Source organism: Pseudomonas asiatica, from assembly GCF_009932335.1.
GTDB lineage: Bacteria > Pseudomonadota > Gammaproteobacteria > Pseudomonadales > Pseudomonadaceae > Aquipseudomonas > Aquipseudomonas asiatica.
Genome location: NZ_BLJF01000002.1, coordinates 360857 through 377839, shown reverse-complemented (window position 1 = coordinate 377839; position 16983 = coordinate 360857). Strand labels below are relative to the sequence as shown.

At 56.1% G+C, this 16983-nt stretch carries 11 protein-coding genes, 4 tRNA genes and 3 rRNA genes; all 18 read right to left on the bottom strand.

The genetic code is table 11. The features are described from left to right. Window positions 1–59: 59 nt before the first annotated feature. The gene (rpoB, locus tag GYA95_RS21075; protein WP_013970631.1) at window positions 60–4133 is read right to left on the bottom strand and encodes a DNA-directed RNA polymerase subunit beta; all 4074 of its coding nucleotides are present in this window, start codon (window positions 4131–4133) and stop codon (window positions 60–62) included. Window positions 4134–4353: 220 nt separating this feature from the next. Beyond that, window positions 4354–4725 (bottom strand): 50S ribosomal protein L7/L12, encoded by a 372-nt coding sequence (gene rplL / locus GYA95_RS21070; RefSeq protein WP_013970630.1) that lies wholly within the window; start codon window positions 4723–4725, stop codon window positions 4354–4356. Between the two features lie 78 nt (window positions 4726–4803). Next, the gene (gene rplJ / locus GYA95_RS21065; RefSeq protein WP_003257082.1) at window positions 4804–5304 is read right to left on the bottom strand and encodes a 50S ribosomal protein L10; all 501 of its coding nucleotides are present in this window, start codon (window positions 5302–5304) and stop codon (window positions 4804–4806) included. A 197-nt stretch (window positions 5305–5501) separates the two neighbouring features. Then, on the bottom strand, window positions 5502–6197 hold the full coding sequence (rplA, locus tag GYA95_RS21060) for a 50S ribosomal protein L1 (protein WP_013970629.1): 696 nt from the start codon (window positions 6195–6197) through the stop codon (window positions 5502–5504). Further along, the gene (gene rplK / locus GYA95_RS21055; RefSeq protein ID WP_003255500.1) at window positions 6197–6628 is read right to left on the bottom strand and encodes a 50S ribosomal protein L11; all 432 of its coding nucleotides are present in this window, start codon (window positions 6626–6628) and stop codon (window positions 6197–6199) included. Before rplK ends, rplA begins: the two co-directional genes overlap by 1 nt. A gap of 119 nt (window positions 6629–6747) precedes the next feature. Further along, complete coding sequence (gene nusG, locus GYA95_RS21050) at window positions 6748–7281, bottom strand: transcription termination/antitermination protein NusG (RefSeq protein WP_003255501.1); 534 nt, start codon at window positions 7279–7281, stop codon at window positions 6748–6750. A 9-nt stretch (window positions 7282–7290) separates the two neighbouring features. After that, entirely contained in the window at window positions 7291–7659 is a 369-nt protein-coding gene (gene secE / locus GYA95_RS21045) for a preprotein translocase subunit SecE (protein WP_003257081.1), read from the bottom strand. A gap of 44 nt (window positions 7660–7703) precedes the next feature. Then, a tRNA-Trp gene (locus tag GYA95_RS21040) sits at window positions 7704–7779 on the bottom strand. A 54-nt stretch (window positions 7780–7833) separates the two neighbouring features. After that, entirely contained in the window at window positions 7834–9027 is a 1194-nt protein-coding gene (tuf, locus tag GYA95_RS21035) for an elongation factor Tu (protein WP_013970626.1), read from the bottom strand. 78 nt (window positions 9028–9105) lie between these two features. Further along, window positions 9106–9181: transfer RNA gene (locus GYA95_RS21030), tRNA-Thr, on the bottom strand. Window positions 9182–9210: 29 nt separating this feature from the next. Next, window positions 9211–9284, bottom strand: a tRNA-Gly gene (locus tag GYA95_RS21025). A 24-nt stretch (window positions 9285–9308) separates the two neighbouring features. Further along, window positions 9309–9392 (bottom strand) — tRNA-Tyr (locus GYA95_RS21020). Window positions 9393–9544: 152 nt separating this feature from the next. Next, a complete protein-coding gene (locus tag GYA95_RS21015; RefSeq protein ID WP_015268745.1) occupies window positions 9545–9970 on the bottom strand; it encodes a hypothetical protein in 426 nt (141 codons plus the stop codon). Window positions 9971–9977: 7 nt separating this feature from the next. Further along, window positions 9978–10727 carry a pantothenate kinase gene (locus tag GYA95_RS21010; RefSeq protein WP_015268744.1) on the bottom strand — a complete coding sequence of 250 codons (750 nt, stop codon included), beginning with the start codon at window positions 10725–10727 and terminating at the stop codon, window positions 9978–9980. After that, window positions 10717–11676, bottom strand: coding sequence for a bifunctional biotin--[acetyl-CoA-carboxylase] ligase/biotin operon repressor BirA (birA, locus tag GYA95_RS21005; protein ID WP_015268743.1), 960 nt, complete (start codon window positions 11674–11676; stop codon window positions 10717–10719). Before birA ends, GYA95_RS21010 begins: the two co-directional genes overlap by 11 nt. Before the next feature lie 270 nt (window positions 11677–11946). Continuing rightward, window positions 11947–12062: ribosomal RNA gene (rrf, locus tag GYA95_RS21000) — 5S ribosomal RNA — on the bottom strand. Window positions 12063–12193: 131 nt separating this feature from the next. Then, window positions 12194–15085: ribosomal RNA gene (locus tag GYA95_RS20995) — 23S ribosomal RNA — on the bottom strand. Between the two features lie 317 nt (window positions 15086–15402). Then, a 16S ribosomal RNA gene (locus GYA95_RS20990) occupies window positions 15403–16939 on the bottom strand. Together the 16S, 23S and 5S rRNA genes form the textbook arrangement of a ribosomal RNA operon. Window positions 16940–16983 lie beyond the last annotated feature (44 nt).

Genomic DNA, 16983 nt, shown 5'->3' with positions numbered 1-16983 from the left:
TTCCTCCTGGCGGAGCAGGGAGCGGGCATTACCTGCCCCACTCCCCTTCGCGTCACGTGTTATTCGGTTTCCAGATCGATATCGATACCGAGCGAACGGATCTCTTTGATCAACACGTTGAAGGACTCGGGCATGCCCGGCTCCATACGGTGATCGCCATCCACGATGTTCTTGTACATCTTGGTACGGCCGTTCACGTCGTCCGACTTCACTGTGAGCATTTCTTGCAGGGTGTATGCCGCGCCGTATGCTTCCAGCGCCCACACTTCCATCTCCCCGAAACGCTGACCACCGAACTGCGCCTTACCACCCAGCGGCTGCTGGGTAACCAGGCTGTAGGAACCAGTGGAACGCGCGTGCATCTTGTCGTCCACCAAGTGGTTCAGCTTGAGCATGTACATGTAACCAACGGTCACAGGACGCTCGAACTTGTTGCCGGTACGGCCATCGAACAGCACCATCTGGCCGCTCTCTGGCAGGTCGGCCAGCTTCAGCATGGCCTTGATCTCGCGCTCCTTGGCACCGTCGAAGACCGGGGTAGCCATTGGCACGCCCTTCTTCAGGTTGTGGGCCAGGGCCAGGATCTCTTCGTCGGTGAACTCGTCCAGGTTTTCCTGACGACCGCCGATCTCGTTGTAGACCTCGGTCAGGAACACGCGCAGTTCAGCGGCCTTGCGCTGCTCTTCGATCATGCGGTCGATCTTCTCGCCCAGACCTTTGGCCGCCAGGCCCAGGTGGGTTTCGAGGATCTGACCGACGTTCATACGCGAAGGTACACCCAGCGGGTTCAGTACGACATCGACCGGAGTACCGTTGGCGTCGTGCGGCATGTCTTCGACCGGCATGATTACCGAGACGACACCCTTGTTACCGTGACGACCGGCCATCTTGTCACCCGGCTGGATGCGACGGCGGATTGCCAGGTAAACCTTGACGATCTTCAGTACGCCCGGTGCCAGGTCATCACCCTGCTGCAGCTTGCGCTTCTTGTCTTCGAACTTGTCGTCCAGCAGACGGCGACGATCGACGATGTACTGCTGAGCCTTTTCCAGCTGCTCGTTCAGTGCATCTTCGGCCATGCGCAGTTTGAACCACTGCCCGTGCTCCAGACCATCCAGCACTTCGTCAGTGATCACGGTGCCTTTCTTCAGGCCCGCGCCACCGTCGACCACCTGGCCGTTCAGAGCAGAACGCAGACGCTCGAAGGTTGCACCTTCGACGATGCGGAACTCTTCGTTGAGGTCCTTGCGGATCTCGTCCAGCTGCATCTTCTCGATGGCCAGAGCGCGGCTGTCGCGCTCGACGCCATCACGGGTGAAGACCTGTACGTCGATGACGGTACCCTTGGTGCCGGTTGGCACGCGCAGGGAGGTGTCCTTAACGTCGCTGGCCTTCTCACCGAAGATTGCGCGCAGCAGTTTTTCTTCCGGAGTCAGCTGGGTTTCGCCTTTTGGCGTTACCTTGCCGACCAGGATGTCGCCAGCGCCGACTTCGGCACCCACGTAGACGATACCGGCTTCGTCCAGCTTGTTCAGTGCGGCTTCACCCACGTTCGGGATGTCCGCAGTGATTTCCTCTGGGCCAAGCTTGGTGTCACGCGCCACACAGGTCAGTTCCTGGATGTGGATGGTGGTGAAGCGGTCTTCCTGAACCACACGCTCGGACAGGCAGATGGAGTCTTCGAAGTTGAAGCCGTTCCACGCCATGAACGCGATGCGCATGTTCTGACCCAGTGCCAGTTCACCCATGTCGGTGGACGGGCCGTCGGCCATGATGTCGCCACGCTGAACCTTGTCACCCTTGCTCACCAGCGGACGCTGGTTGATGCAGGTGTTCTGGTTCGAACGGGTGTACTTAGTCAGGTTGTAGATATCCACACCTGCTTCGCCGGTTTCCACTTCGTCGTCGGCAACGCGAACAACGATACGGCTGGCGTCGACCGAGTCGATCACGCCACCGCGACGAGCAACCACGCAGACACCGGAGTCACGGGCAACGTTGCGCTCCATGCCGGTACCTACCAGCGGCTTGTCGGCGCGCAGGGTCGGTACAGCCTGACGCTGCATGTTCGAACCCATCAATGCACGGTTGGCGTCGTCGTGCTCGAGGAACGGAATCAGCGACGCAGCGACGGAAACAACCTGCTTCGGCGAAACGTCCATCAGGGTGACGTCTTCCGGCGCCTTGACGGTGAATTCGTTCAGGTGACGAACAGCTACCAGCTCATCGATCAGCTGCTTCTTCTCGTTCATCGCGGCCGAAGCCTGGGCGATGACGTGATCCGCCTCTTCAATGGCCGACAGGAACACGATGTCGTCACTGACCACGCCTTCCTTCACTACGCGGTACGGGCTTTCCAGGAAGCCGTACTGGTTGGTGCGGGCATAGGCTGCCAGGGAGTTGATCAGACCGATGTTCGGACCTTCAGGGGTCTCGATCGGGCACACACGGCCGTAGTGGGTCGGGTGTACGTCACGGACTTCGAAGCCGGCACGCTCACGGGTCAGACCGCCTGGGCCGAGTGCGGAGACGCGGCGCTTGTGGGTGATCTCGGAGAGCGGGTTGTTCTGGTCCATGAACTGGGACAGCTGGCTGGAACCGAAGAACTCTTTCACCGCTGCCGCAACCGGCTTGGCGTTGATCAGGTCTTGCGGCATCAGGCCTTCGCTTTCCGCCATCGACAGGCGTTCCTTGACCGCGCGCTCGACACGCACCAGGCCAACGCGGAACTGGTTCTCGGCCATCTCACCGACGCAACGTACACGACGGTTACCCAGGTGGTCGATGTCGTCGACGATGCCTTTGCCGTTACGGATGTCGACCAGGGTCTTCAGAACCTCGACGATATCTTCCTTGCTCAGCACGCCCGAACCTTCGATCTCGGTACGACCGATCCGACGGTTGAACTTCATGCGGCCAACGGCGGACAGGTCGTAACGCTCGGCGCTGAAGAACAAGTTGTTGAACAGGGTCTCGGCAGCATCCTTGGTTGGCGGCTCGCCAGGACGCATCATGCGGTAGATCTCGACCAGGGCTTCCAGCTGGTTGCTGGTGGTGTCGATCTTCAGGGTGTCGGAGATGAACGGACCGCAATCGATGTCGTTGGTGTACAGGGTCTCGATACGGACGACCTGAGCCTTGGCGACCTTGATCAGCAGTTCAGTGGTCATCTCGGTGTTGCATTCAGCCAGGATCTCGCCGGTAGCCGGATGCACAATAGCCTTGGCAGTAGTGCGGCCCAGGACGTATTCCATTGGAACGTCCAGCTGCTTGACGCCGGCCTTCTCGAGCTGGTTGATGTGGCGCGCAGTAATACGGCGGCCCTGCTCGACGATGACTTTGCCGGTTTCGTCATGGATATCCATGACTGCAACCTCACCACGCAGACGCTGCGGTACCAGTTCCAGGCTGAGTTTCTCGCCGGAAATGTGGAACACGTTGGTGGTGTAGAAGGTGTTCAGCACTTCTTCAGTGCTGTAACCCAGGGCACGCAGCAGCACCGAGGCCGGCAGTTTGCGGCGACGGTCGATACGCACGAACACGCAGTCCTTCGGGTCGAACTCGAAGTCCAGCCAGGAGCCGCGGTAAGGGATGATGCGAGCGGAGTACAGCAGCTTGCCGGAGCTGTGAGTCTTGCCACGATCGTGGTCGAAGAACACACCAGGCGAACGGTGCAGCTGGGAAACGATCACACGCTCGGTACCGTTGATAACGAAGGTACCGTTCTCAGTCATCAGGGGGATTTCACCCATGTAGACTTCTTGCTCTTTGATGTCCTTGATCGCTTTGTTCGACGATTCCTTGTCGAAGATGATCAGGCGCACCTTGACCCGCAGTGGGACCGCGAAGGTCACGCCACGCAGGACACATTCCTTCACATCGAAGGCGGGTTCGCCCAGGCGATAGCCTACGTACTCCAGGGCAGCATTGCCGGAGTAGCTGATGATCGGGAATACCGATTTGAAGGCCGCGTGCAGGCCGACGTCGCGGAACTGATCCTTGGATGCTCCCGCTTGCAGGAATTCGCGATACGAATCCAGCTGGATGGCCAGGAGGTAAGGCACATCCATGACGTCCGGCAACTTGCTAAAGTCCTTGCGGATACGTTTTTTCTCAGTGTATGAGTAAGCCATCAGCGTTCCCCAGCTTGGTCACCTGCTTGTTTGGCTTCTCCCGGCGGGAGCAGCCAGAAAATCGTGCAAACCTCTTGGTTTGCGCCACCCACATGGGTGTCTTGCAGCTTGTTATCGGGGCCGGCCTGACCGGCCACCAATAACGGAAAAAGGCCGGTGGCATAAGCCACCAGCCATCAGCCCTTCGCTCAACGCTCGGACTGGAGTCGCAAGGTCGAGATTACTTCAGCTCGACTTTAGCGCCAGCTTCTTCCAGCTTCTTCTTCGCGTCTTCAGCGGCTTCTTTCGAAACGCCTTCAGCGATAACCTGAGGAGCGCCGTCGACTTTCTCTTTGGCTTCTTTCAGGCCCAGACCGGTCAGTTCACGAACGGCCTTGATCACGTTTACTTTCTTGTCGCCAGCTTCGGTCAGAACGACGTTGAACTCGGTCTGCTCTTCAACAGCGGCAGCAGCGCCAGCAGCTGGGCCAGCAGCAACAGCGGCAGCAGCGGTAACGCCGAAGGTTTCTTCCATCGCTTTGATCAGTTCAACAATTTCCAGAACAGTTTTCTGGCCGATCGCTTCGATGATTTGTTCGTTAGTCAGAGACATGACTTAAATCCTGTATTGGGGTGACAGCCTACGCAGCCATCAAATTAAACGTATGATTTTGAAAGAGTTGCGCGTGCCTTAGGCAGCAGCAGCTTCTTTCTGGTCGCGCAGAGCTGCCAGGGTACGAGCCAGCTTGCTGGTTGCACCTTGGATTACGCTCATCAGCTGTGCGATAGCCTCGTCGCGGGTTGGCAGGGTTGCCAGCACGTCGATCTGGTTAGCGGCAAGGAACTTGCCGTCGAACGCAGCTGCCTTGATCTCGAACTTGTCCTGACCCTTGGCGAACTCTTTGAACAGACGAGCAGCAGCGCCCGGGTGTTCGTTGGAGAAAGCAATCAGGGTCGGGCCTTTGAACGCGTCGTTGAGGATCGAGAATTCGGTGCCTTCAACAGCGCGCTTCAGCAGGGTGTTACGTACGACACGTACGTATACGCCAGCTTCGCGGGCCTCTTTACGGAGTCCGGTCATTGCGCCTACAGTCACACCACGGGCATCAGCCACGACAGCGGACAGAGCGACTTTGGCAGCCTCGTTGACTTCAGCGACGATGGCCTTCTTGTCTTCGAGTTTAATTGCCACGGGTTTACTCCTGGTTTTTACCGTTTCATCTGGCCGAAGCCGGATGTCGTTTTGGTGTCTGATTCGGTAACGAATCGGGAGCACCATCTGCGTGGGCTGGTATTTTAAGGCTTGCGCCGCCTACGGTCTTGGATAGCCCCCGCCAGGCAGGGACCCCAATTTTTGCTGGTGGCGCGACAGGTCGCGCCACCATGTTCTTACACGTTCAGCGAGCTCTGATCGATGACCAGACCTGGGCCCATGGTGGTGCTCAGGGTAACGCGCTTGACGTAGATACCTTTCGAGGAAGCTGGCTTGATACGCTTCAGATCAGCGATCAGGGCTTCAACGTTTTCCTTCAGCTTGCCGGCTTCGAAGCCGACCTTGCCAACGGAGGTGTGGATGATACCGTTCTTGTCGGTACGGTAGCGAACCTGACCAGCCTTGGCGTTCTTGACAGCGCCGGCTACGTCTGGGGTCACGGTACCAACTTTCGGGTTAGGCATCAGGCCGCGAGGACCCAGAACCTGACCCAGTTGACCTACAACGCGCATGGCATCAGGCGATGCGATGACGACGTCATAGTTCAGGTCGCCGCCTTTCATTTCGGCAGCCAGATCGTCCATACCTACGCGGTCAGCGCCGGCAGCCAGAGCGGCTTCAGCAGCTGGACCCTGGGTGAAGACAGCAACGCGAACGGTCTTGCCAGTGCCGTGTGGCAGCACGGTAGCGCTACGTACGACCTGGTCAGATTTACGCGGGTCAACACCAAGGTTAACGGCGATGTCGTAGGACTCTACGAACTTGGCAGCCGGCAGCGAAGCCAGCAGAGTGGCCGCTTCTTCGAAGTTGTAGGCCTTGCCTGCTTCGATTTTCTCGGCGATTGCCTTTTGGCGTTTGGTCAGCTTAGCCATTACACACCCTCCACGTTCAGGCCCATGCTGCGGGCAGAGCCAGCGATGGTGCGTACAGCAGCGTCCAGGTCAGCGGCAGTCAGATCAGCCTGTTTAGCTTTGGCGATGTCTTCCAGCTGAGCACGGGTAACGGTACCGACTTTAACGGTGTTCGGGCGAGCCGAACCACTGGTCAGGCCAGCAGCTTTCTTCAGCAGAACCGAGGCAGGGGTGCTCTTGGTCTCGAAGGTGAAGCTACGGTCGCTGTAGACAGTGATGATCACAGGAGTCGGCAGGCCGGCTTCTTGACCCTGGGTACGGGCGTTGAAGGCCTTGCAGAATTCCATGATGTTCACACCGTGTTGACCCAGTGCTGGACCAACGGGTGGGCTTGGGTTGGCCTGGCCGGCCTTAACTTGCAGCTTGATGTAAGCCTGAATCTTCTTAGCCATGAGCTACTCCAAAATCGGGTACGAACGCCTGTTGGCTCCCCGGATGACTTGCGTTTTATCCCAGTGACGACAAAACCCCGCAGCACACAGGGCTGCGGGGTATGGGATGCTTCGTCCGCCTAGACCTTTTCGACCTGGCTGAACTCGAGCTCCACCGGAGTAGAGCGACCGAAAATGAGCACCGCTACCTGCAGGCGACTCTTTTCGTAGTTAACCTCTTCGACACTACCATTGAAGTCAGCGAACGGACCGTCAATGACTCGAACCACTTCACCCGGCTCGAACAGCGTCTTCGGCTTCGGCTTGTCGCTACCGTCGGCAACGCGACGCAGGATAGCCTCTGCTTCTTTATCGGTGATCGGCGCAGGCTTGTCTGCGGTGCCGCCAATAAAGCCCATCACACGAGGGGTGTCCTTGACCAAGTGCCAAGTCCCTTCGTTCATCTCCATCTGGACCAGTACATAGCCAGGGAAGAATTTACGCTCACTCTTGCGCTTCTGGCCATTGCGCATTTCGACGACTTCTTCGGTCGGGACCAAGATCTCGCCGAAACCGTCTTCCATGCCAGCCAGCTTGACGCGCTCGATCAGGGAGCGCATTACATGCTTCTCGTAACCCGAGTAAGCATGCACAACATACCAACGCTTAGCCACGGGACACCTTTAGCCAACGATCAAGGAGACCGCCCAGCCGAGCAGGGAATCAAGACCCCACAGCAGCAGTGCCATAACCAGCACGACAGCCACGACAATCAGCGTGGTCTGGGTGGTTTCCTGGCGGGTCGGCCACACGACTTTACGAATCTCGGTACGAGCTTCCTTCGCCAGCGCAAAGAACGACTTGCCCTTCGCAGTCTGCAGAGCTACAAAGCCCGCGACAGCAGCCAGGACGAGAAGTGCAAGGACGCGATACAGGATCGGGGAGGCGGAGTAATACTGGTTACCCACTACACCGACAACCACCAAAGCCACTACAGCCAGCCACTTGAACAGATCAAAACGCGATTCTTGGGCTTCAGTTTTGGGAGTCATCGAGGAGGATCCTGTGAGAAGAAAGCCATCACACCGAGGTGAAATGGCAGGTCAGGAGGGAATCGAACCCCCAACCTACGGTTTTGGAGACCGTCGCTCTGCCAATTGAGCTACTGACCTGTAACGCTGTATCAGGCCGGCCATTATACCGGCCTGATCAAGTAAATCAACTACTTATTCAATAATTTTTGCTACGACGCCGGCGCCGACGGTACGACCGCCTTCACGGATAGCGAAGCGCAGACCGTCTTCCATTGCGATGGTCTTGATCAGGGTGACAGTCATCTGAATGTTGTCACCTGGCATTACCATTTCAACGCCTTCCGGCAGTTCGCAGTTACCGGTCACGTCAGTGGTACGGAAGTAGAACTGAGGACGGTAGCCTTTGAAGAACGGAGTGTGACGACCGCCTTCTTCCTTCGACAGAACGTAGACTTCTGCGGTGAACTTGGTGTGCGGCTTGACCGAACCTGGCTTGACCAGAACCTGGCCACGCTCAACGTCGTCACGCTTGGTACCACGCAGCAGAACGCCGCAGTTCTCGCCAGCACGACCTTCGTCCAGCAGCTTGCGGAACATCTCAACACCGGTGCAGGTGGTGGTGGTGGTGTCACGCAGACCAACGATTTCCAGCGGATCCTGAACGCGGACGATACCACGCTCGATACGACCGGTAACAACGGTACCACGACCCGAGATCGAGAATACGTCTTCGATCGGCATCAGGAACGGCTGGTCAACGGCACGAACTGGCTCAGGGATGTAGGCATCCAGAGTTTCTACCAGCTTCTTGACAGCGGTAGTACCCATTTCGTTGTCGTCTTTGCCTTCCAGGGCCATACGAGCCGAACCGATGATGATCGGGGTATCGTCGCCTGGGAAGTCGTAGGTGGACAGCAGGTCGCGAACTTCCATCTCGACCAGTTCCAGCAGCTCGGCGTCGTCCACCAGGTCAGCCTTGTTCAGGAAGACCACGATGTAAGGAACGCCTACCTGACGGGACAGCAGGATGTGCTCACGGGTTTGTGGCATCGGACCATCGGCGGCCGAGCAAACCAGGATCGCGCCGTCCATCTGGGCAGCACCGGTGATCATGTTCTTCACGTAGTCAGCGTGACCTGGGCAGTCAACGTGAGCGTAGTGACGAATGTTCGAGTTGTACTCGACGTGAGCGGTGTTGATGGTGATACCGCGCGCTTTTTCTTCCGGAGCCGAGTCGATCTTGTCGAACTCAACGACTGCCGAACCGAAAACTTCGGAGCAGACGCGAGTCAGAGCTGCGGTCAGAGTGGTCTTACCGTGGTCAACGTGGCCGATAGTGCCGACGTTAACGTGGGGAAGGGAACGATCAAACTTTTCCTTAGCCATCGATACAATCCTCCGCAGAAGAAATAGTCTTGCGCTGATAAAACAAAGGCAGATATTTTCATATCTGCCTTGTTTATATGGAGCTCTTGAGCGGACTTGAACCGCTGACCTCACCCTTACCAAGGGTGTGCTCTACCAACTGAGCTACAAGAGCGAAACACTTTGTGCAAAATCCAGCAAACTTGGAGCGGGTAGCGGGAATCGAACCCGCATCATCAGCTTGGAAGGCTGAGGTTCTACCACTAAACTATACCCGCGGAGCTTGCGGCTCTCGCTAAAACTGGTGGAGGGAGAAGGATTCGAACCTTCGAAGCTCTCGCAACGGATTTACAGTCCGTCCCCTTTGACCGCTCGGGAATCCCTCCAGATGTGGCCGGCATTCTATTTGTCTGCCGCCATAGTGTCAAGCGTTTTTTCAAATTTTTTCAATCAAATCTGAAACTTAGCTGCTTTGACACTGCTTCCAGTTCTGCCACCTGAGTGGTCTTCCCTGTGAAGCGGGCGCCATTCTATCAAGCTATTCGCCAGTTGCAATACCCTGGCAGAAAATAATTTTGTGTTTTAAGTCTTTGAAATCGTTGGAAAGAGTCGCAAGGACGGTTTGGTCCAGCAAACGCTCGCTTTCCGGGGCAACCTTGAGCCAACGACCGTCCGCCCCTGGCAGCTGCCCCACCACCGGCAGCGTGGCAATATCCAAGCTCATCAAACGCTGACGCAGCGCATCGAGCTGCCCCTGCCCCATCACACCACCGACCACCAGGCACTCGTCCCGCCGCTTGGGCGGTGCCGACACCCCTGTTTCGCGCAACAGGCGGATTTCTTGCTGATTGCCCTTGTACAGCGACAAGGGCGCGACCTCCTTGACCTTCAGCGGGGCTTCCTGCTGGTGCCACACGTAATAGAAGACGTTAAGCACCAGTAACAGCAGAAACAACCAACGCATAGGCACCTCAATCCAATGGGCAGGCCATGGCCAGGCCTACGAAAACCAGGTCAGGCACGACACGCGCCTGGGGGACGGCCTCCTTTACCAGCGGCGCATCGCCACCTGTGAGGAACACCGTGAAATCCTCCCCCCACAATGCACGCGCCTGTTCGAGCTGGGTACGCGCAAAACCCTGAAGCATCAACACGCAACCGCGCTCGACCGCCTCGACCGTCGAGCGTCCCGGCGCCAGACTGGCCAATGCCCGCTCGGCGGAAGCATCGTCATAACGGATACGCCGGGTGTGCGTACGCAACTGGCTACGCATCAATGGCATCCCCGGGCAGATGTAGCCACCCAGATGCTCGCCATTCGCCGCCACGAAATCCGCTTTTGCAGCGGTCCCCAGATCAATGACCAGGCAGGCGCCCCTGGCCAAGTGAAAGGCTCCTAGCGCCGCCAACCAACGGTCCATGCCCAGGCGCTGGTAATCGTCATAGCCATTGCGCACACCCGCCATTTCCCGGGCCGGGTGCGCCACCCGTGCCTGCACGGCAAACGCCTGGGCAATCAGCGCGCAAAGCGCATCGGTTTCGTCCTCACTGCGCACACTGACAATGCGGCAACCGCTGAGACGCACCGAAGCCAGTGCAGCCACTTCGGCCACCAGCGCCTGATCGGAGTCGACGATACCGCCGCTTTCAATCACTGCATCAGCGACATGGATTACTCGCCATTTGATGAAGCTGTTACCGCAATCGAGCTCAAGAATCATCACGCAACCTCAAACTGAGCTCACCACCACTGAAGCTCTTCTCCACCCCGTCCACCTCAAGGCGCAAGCCGCCCTGCCCGTCGACGCCAAGAACCACGCCATCAATACGCGTGCTACCGGCAACCAGAGAAACACTGCGCCCCTGCCAGAGGTGCGCCTGTTCCCATTCTTCCTGGAATGCGGCAAACCCATAGCGACGATGCCGTGCCAATTCGTGCTGCAACTGCTGACTGAGCAACGCTACCAGCCGGTTACGGTCTATTGCCGCACCTATTTCGCGACGCATCGAGGTCCACATCTGGTCGACCTGATCGTTGGTTTGCATGTTCACATTGATGCCAATACCCAGCACCACATGACAAACATCTGCCGGGTCGCCCACTAACTCCAGGAGGATACCGGTGATCTTTTGCCCGCGAACGAGGACATCGTTGGGCCATTTGAGCCCCACATCCCTTACACCAAAAGCCTGCAGGGTACGCATTACCGCCAATCCAACCACCAGGCTCAAGCCCTCGAGCTGGCGCATGCCACCATCCACGCGGAGAACCAGGCTGTAATAGAGGTTTTCGGCAAACGGGCTGACCCACTGCCGACCGCGCCGACCACGGCCGGCGCTCTGGCGCTCGGCCAGGACCAGGAATGGAGCGATCTGCCCTTCCCCGGCGAGCCGCAAGCCTTCGGCATTGGTCGAGTCGATGGTTTCGTGGATGAACACGGGCCAACGCTCGCCTTCGGCAAACTCGGAGATCGCCTGTGCATCGAGCAAAGCCAGTGGCGCCGCCAGCTGATAGCCGCGCCCACGAACCTTGTGAATGGTGAGGTTCAGTTCGCTCTCCAGGTGCTGCAGCTGCTTCCAAACGGCGCTGCGACTTACCCCGAGGGCCGACCCCAGAGCTTCTCCGGAATGGAACCGACCATCCTTGAGGAGATTCAACAACTTCAGCATGCCAGTCTCGACTTGGAATAAGGCAGGCATGATAGCTATGGGCCGTTGGCTTGCATAGGAAAAGGGCCCGCCGGCAGGGCGATGGGGATCCTGCAGCATACCCTGAAGACCCCGCCGCACTTATGGGCTTTCGCCGCAAAGCAGGCGACGCGGTGGATGGCACCGGCCTTGCTGGTGTTCGCAGGTGAACCCGCTGTATGCCCGGGAATTTTTGCGCCACAAAGACAAAACCCCTACCTGCATGTGCAGATAGGGGTTTTGCGAAATGAATCTTGACGATGACCTACTCTCACATGGGGAAACCCCACACTACCATCGGCGATGCATCGTTTCACTGCTGAGTTCGGGATGGGATCAGGTGGTTCCAATGCTCTATGGTCGTCAAGAAATTCTGTTGCCAGAATGTCCAGATGGACAGCCCAGCGAATTCGGATATGCGATATTTGTGATGTTGCGAACTTTCGGTTGTTTCGTCTTCACCACCGCAATCTGCGTTAGCAAATTGCTTGGGTGTTATATGGTCAAGCCTCACGGGCAATTAGTATTGGTTAGCTCAACGCCTCACAGCGCTTACACACCCAACCTATCAACGTCGTAGTCTTCGACGGCCCTTCAGGGGATTCAAGATCCCAGTGAGATCTCATCTTGAGGCAAGTTTCCCGCTTAAATGCTTTCAGCGGTTATCTCTTCCGAACATAGCTACCCGGCAATGCCACTGGCGTGACAACCGGAACACCAGAGGTTCGTCCACTCCGGTCCTCTCGTACTAGGAGCAGCCCCTCTCAAATCTCAAACGTCCACGGCAGATAGGGACCGAACTGTCTCACGACGTTCTAAACCCAGCTCGCGTACCACTTTAAATGGCGAACAGCCATACCCTTGGGACCGGCTTCAGCCCCAGGATGTGATGAGCCGACATCGAGGTGCCAAACACCGCCGTCGATATGAACTCTTGGGCGGTATCAGCCTGTTATCCCCGGAGTACCTTTTATCCGTTGAGCGATGGCCCTTCCATACAGAACCACCGGATCACTAAGACCTACTTTCGTACCTGCTCGACGTGTTTGTCTCGCAGTCAAGCGCGCTTTTGCCTTTATACTCTACGACCGATTTCCGACCGGTCTGAGCGCACCTTCGTACTCCTCCGTTACTCTTTGGGAGGAGACCGCCCCAGTCAAACTACCCACCATACACTGTCCTCGATCCGGATAACGGACCTGAGTTAGAACCTCAAAGTTGCCAGGGTGGTATTTCAAGGATGGCTCCATGAGAACTGGCGTCCCCACTTCAAAGCCTCCCACCTATCCTACACAAGCAAATTCAAAGTCCAGTGCAAAGCTATAGTAAAGGTTCACGGGGTCTTTCCGTCTAGCCGCGGATACACTGCATCTTCACAGCGATTTCAATTTCACTGAGTCTCGGGTGGAGACAGCGCCGCCATCGTTACGCCATTCGTGCAGGTCGGAACTTACCCGACAAGGAATTTCGCTACCTTAGGACCGTTATAGTTACGGCCGCCGTTTACCGGGGCTTCGATCAAGAGCTTCGCTTGCGCTAACCCCATCAATTAACCTTCCGGCACCGGGCAGGCGTCACACCCTATACGTCCACTTTCGTGTTTGCAGAGTGCTGTGTTTTTAATAAACAGTCGCAGCGGCCTGGTATCTTCGACCGGCATGGGCTTACGGAGCAAGTCCTTCACCCTCGCCGGCGCACCTTCTCCCGAAGTTACGGTGCCATTTTGCCTAGTTCCTTCACCCGAGTTCTCTCAAGCGCCTTGGTATTCTCTACCTAACCACCTGTGTCGGTTTGGGGTACGGTTCCCAGTTATCTGAAGCTTAGGAGCTTTTCTTGGAAGCATGGTATCAACCACTTCGTCGCCTAAAGGCAACTCGTCATCAGCTCTCGGCCTTGAAATCCCGGATTTGCCTAAGATTTCAGCCTACCACCTTAAACCTGGACAACCAACGCCAGGCTGGCCTAACCTTCTCCGTCCCTCCATCGCAATAACTGGAAGTACAGGAATATTAACCTGTTTTCCATCGACTACGCTTTTCAGCCTCGCCTTAGGGACCGACTAACCCTGCGTCGATTAACGTTGCGCAGGAAACCTTGGTCTTTCGGCGTGCGAGTTTTTCACTCGCATTGTCGTTACTCATGTCAGCATTCGCACTTCTGATACCTCCAGCAAGCTTCTCAACTCACCTTCACAGGCTTACAGAACGCTCCTCTACCGCGTCATCAAAGATGACACCCGTAGCTTCGGTGCATGGTTTGAGCCCCGTTACATCTTCCGCGCAGGCCGACTCGACTAGTGAGCTATTACGCTTTCTTTAAAGGGTGGCTGCTTCTAAGCCAACCTCCTAGCTGTCTAAGCCTTCCCACATCGTTTCCCACTTAACCATGACTTTGGGACCTTAGCTGACGGTCTGGGTTGTTTCCCTTTTCACGACGGACGTTAGCACCCGCCGTGTGTCTCCCATGCTCGGCACTTCCAGGTATTCGGAGTTTGCATCGGTTTGGTAAGTCGGGATGACCCCCTAGCCGAAACAGTGCTCTACCCCCTGGAGTGATACATGAGGCGCTACCTAAATAGCTTTCGAGGAGAACCAGCTATCTCCGAGCTTGATTAGCCTTTCACTCCGATCCACAGGTCATCCGCTAACTTTTCAACGGTAGTCGGTTCGGTCCTCCAGTCAGTGTTACCTAACCTTCAACCTGCCCATGGATAGATCGCCCGGTTTCGGGTCTATACCCAGCGACTAAACGCCCTATTAAGACTCGCTTTCGCTACGCCTCCCCTATTCGGTTAAGCTCGCCACTGAATATAAGTCGCTGACCCATTATACAAAAGGTACGCAGTCACCTAACAAAGTAGGCTCCCACTGCTTGTACGCATACGGTTTCAGGTTCTATTTCACTCCCCTCTCCGGGGTTCTTTTCGCCTTTCCCTCACGGTACTGGTTCACTATCGGTCAGTCAGTAGTATTTAGCCTTGGAGGATGGTCCCCCCATATTCAGACAAAGTTTCTCGTGCTCCGTCCTACTCGATTTCATTGACAAGAGATTTTCGTGTACGGGGCTATCACCCACTATGGCCGCACTTTCCAGAGCGTTCCACTAATCTCAAATCAACTTAAGGGCTGGTCCCCGTTCGCTCGCCACTACTAAGGGAATCTCGGTTGATTTCTTTTCCTCAGGGTACTTAGATGTTTCAGTTCCCCTGGTTCGCCTCTTGCACCTATGTATTCAGTACAAGATACTCAGCTTATGCTGAGTGGGTTCCCCCATTCAGAGATCTCTGGATCACAGTCTGTTTGCCGACTCCCCAAAGCTTATCGCAGGCTACCACGTCTTTCATCGCCTCTGACTGCCAAGGCATCCACCGTATGCGCTTCTTCACTTGACCATATAACCCCAAGCAATCTGGTTATACTGTGAAGACGACATTCGCCGAAAATTCGCATGTTGCTCTTTCGAGCAGAACTCACAAATTTTACCTTAGCCTGATTAACCAGCAGTGAAACTGGTCATCAGTCTATATCTATCACATATCCGAATTTTTAAAGAACGATCTGACAAAAGTCAGAAATCAACATTCGAAACGAATGCTCATTTCCAAGTTCTGACCAGGAACAACACAAGATCCATACAGGATCTTGATCGTCTTCAACCATGAATCAAGCAATTCGTGTGGGAGCTCATCAGCAGGCTGATGTCGTCGATTAAGGAGGTGATCCAGCCGCAGGTTCCCCTACGGCTACCTTGTTACGACTTCACCCCAGTCATGAATCACACCGTGGTAACCGTCCTCCCGAAGGTTAGACTAGCTACTTCTGGTGCAACCCACTCCCATGGTGTGACGGGCGGTGTGTACAAGGCCCGGGAACGTATTCACCGCGACATTCTGATTCGCGATTACTAGCGATTCCGACTTCACGCAGTCGAGTTGCAGACTGCGATCCGGACTACGATCGGTTTTGTGAGATTAGCTCCACCTCGCGGCTTGGCAACCCTCTGTACCGACCATTGTAGCACGTGTGTAGCCCAGGCCGTAAGGGCCATGATGACTTGACGTCATCCCCACCTTCCTCCGGTTTGTCACCGGCAGTCTCCTTAGAGTGCCCACCATAACGTGCTGGTAACTAAGGACAAGGGTTGCGCTCGTTACGGGACTTAACCCAACATCTCACGACACGAGCTGACGACAGCCATGCAGCACCTGTGTCAGAGTTCCCGAAGGCACCAATCCATCTCTGGAAAGTTCTCTGCATGTCAAGGCCTGGTAAGGTTCTTCGCGTTGCTTCGAATTAAACCACATGCTCCACCGCTTGTGCGGGCCCCCGTCAATTCATTTGAGTTTTAACCTTGCGGCCGTACTCCCCAGGCGGTCAACTTAATGCGTTAGCTGCGCCACTAAAATCTCAAGGATTCCAACGGCTAGTTGACATCGTTTACGGCGTGGACTACCAGGGTATCTAATCCTGTTTGCTCCCCACGCTTTCGCACCTCAGTGTCAGTATCAGTCCAGGTGGTCGCCTTCGCCACTGGTGTTCCTTCCTATATCTACGCATTTCACCGCTACACAGGAAATTCCACCACCCTCTACCGTACTCTAGCTCGCCAGTTTTGGATGCAGTTCCCAGGTTGAGCCCGGGGCTTTCACATCCAACTTAACGAACCACCTACGCGCGCTTTACGCCCAGTAATTCCGATTAACGCTTGCACCCTCTGTATTACCGCGGCTGCTGGCACAGAGTTAGCCGGTGCTTATTCTGTCGGTAACGTCAAAACAGCAAGGTATTAACTTACTGCCCTTCCTCCCAACTTAAAGTGCTTTACAATCCGAAGACCTTCTTCACACACGCGGCATGGCTGGATCAGGCTTTCGCCCATTGTCCAATATTCCCCACTGCTGCCTCCCGTAGGAGTCTGGACCGTGTCTCAGTTCCAGTGTGACTGATCATCCTCTCAGACCAGTTACGGATCGTCGCCTTGGTGAGCCATTACCTCACCAACTAGCTAATCCGACCTAGGCTCATCTGATAGCGCAAGGCCCGAAGGTCCCCTGCTTTCTCCCGTAGGACGTATGCGGTATTAGCGTTCCTTTCGAAACGTTGTCCCCCACTACCAGGCAGATTCCTAGGCATTACTCACCCGTCCGCCGCTGAATCAAGGAGCAAGCTCCCGTCATCCGCTCGACTTGCATGTGTTAGGCCTGCCGCCAGCGTTCAATCTGAGCCATGATCAAACTCTTCAGTTCAATACTGCTTGGGTTTTTAAGAAACCCTAAACTTGGCTCAGCAA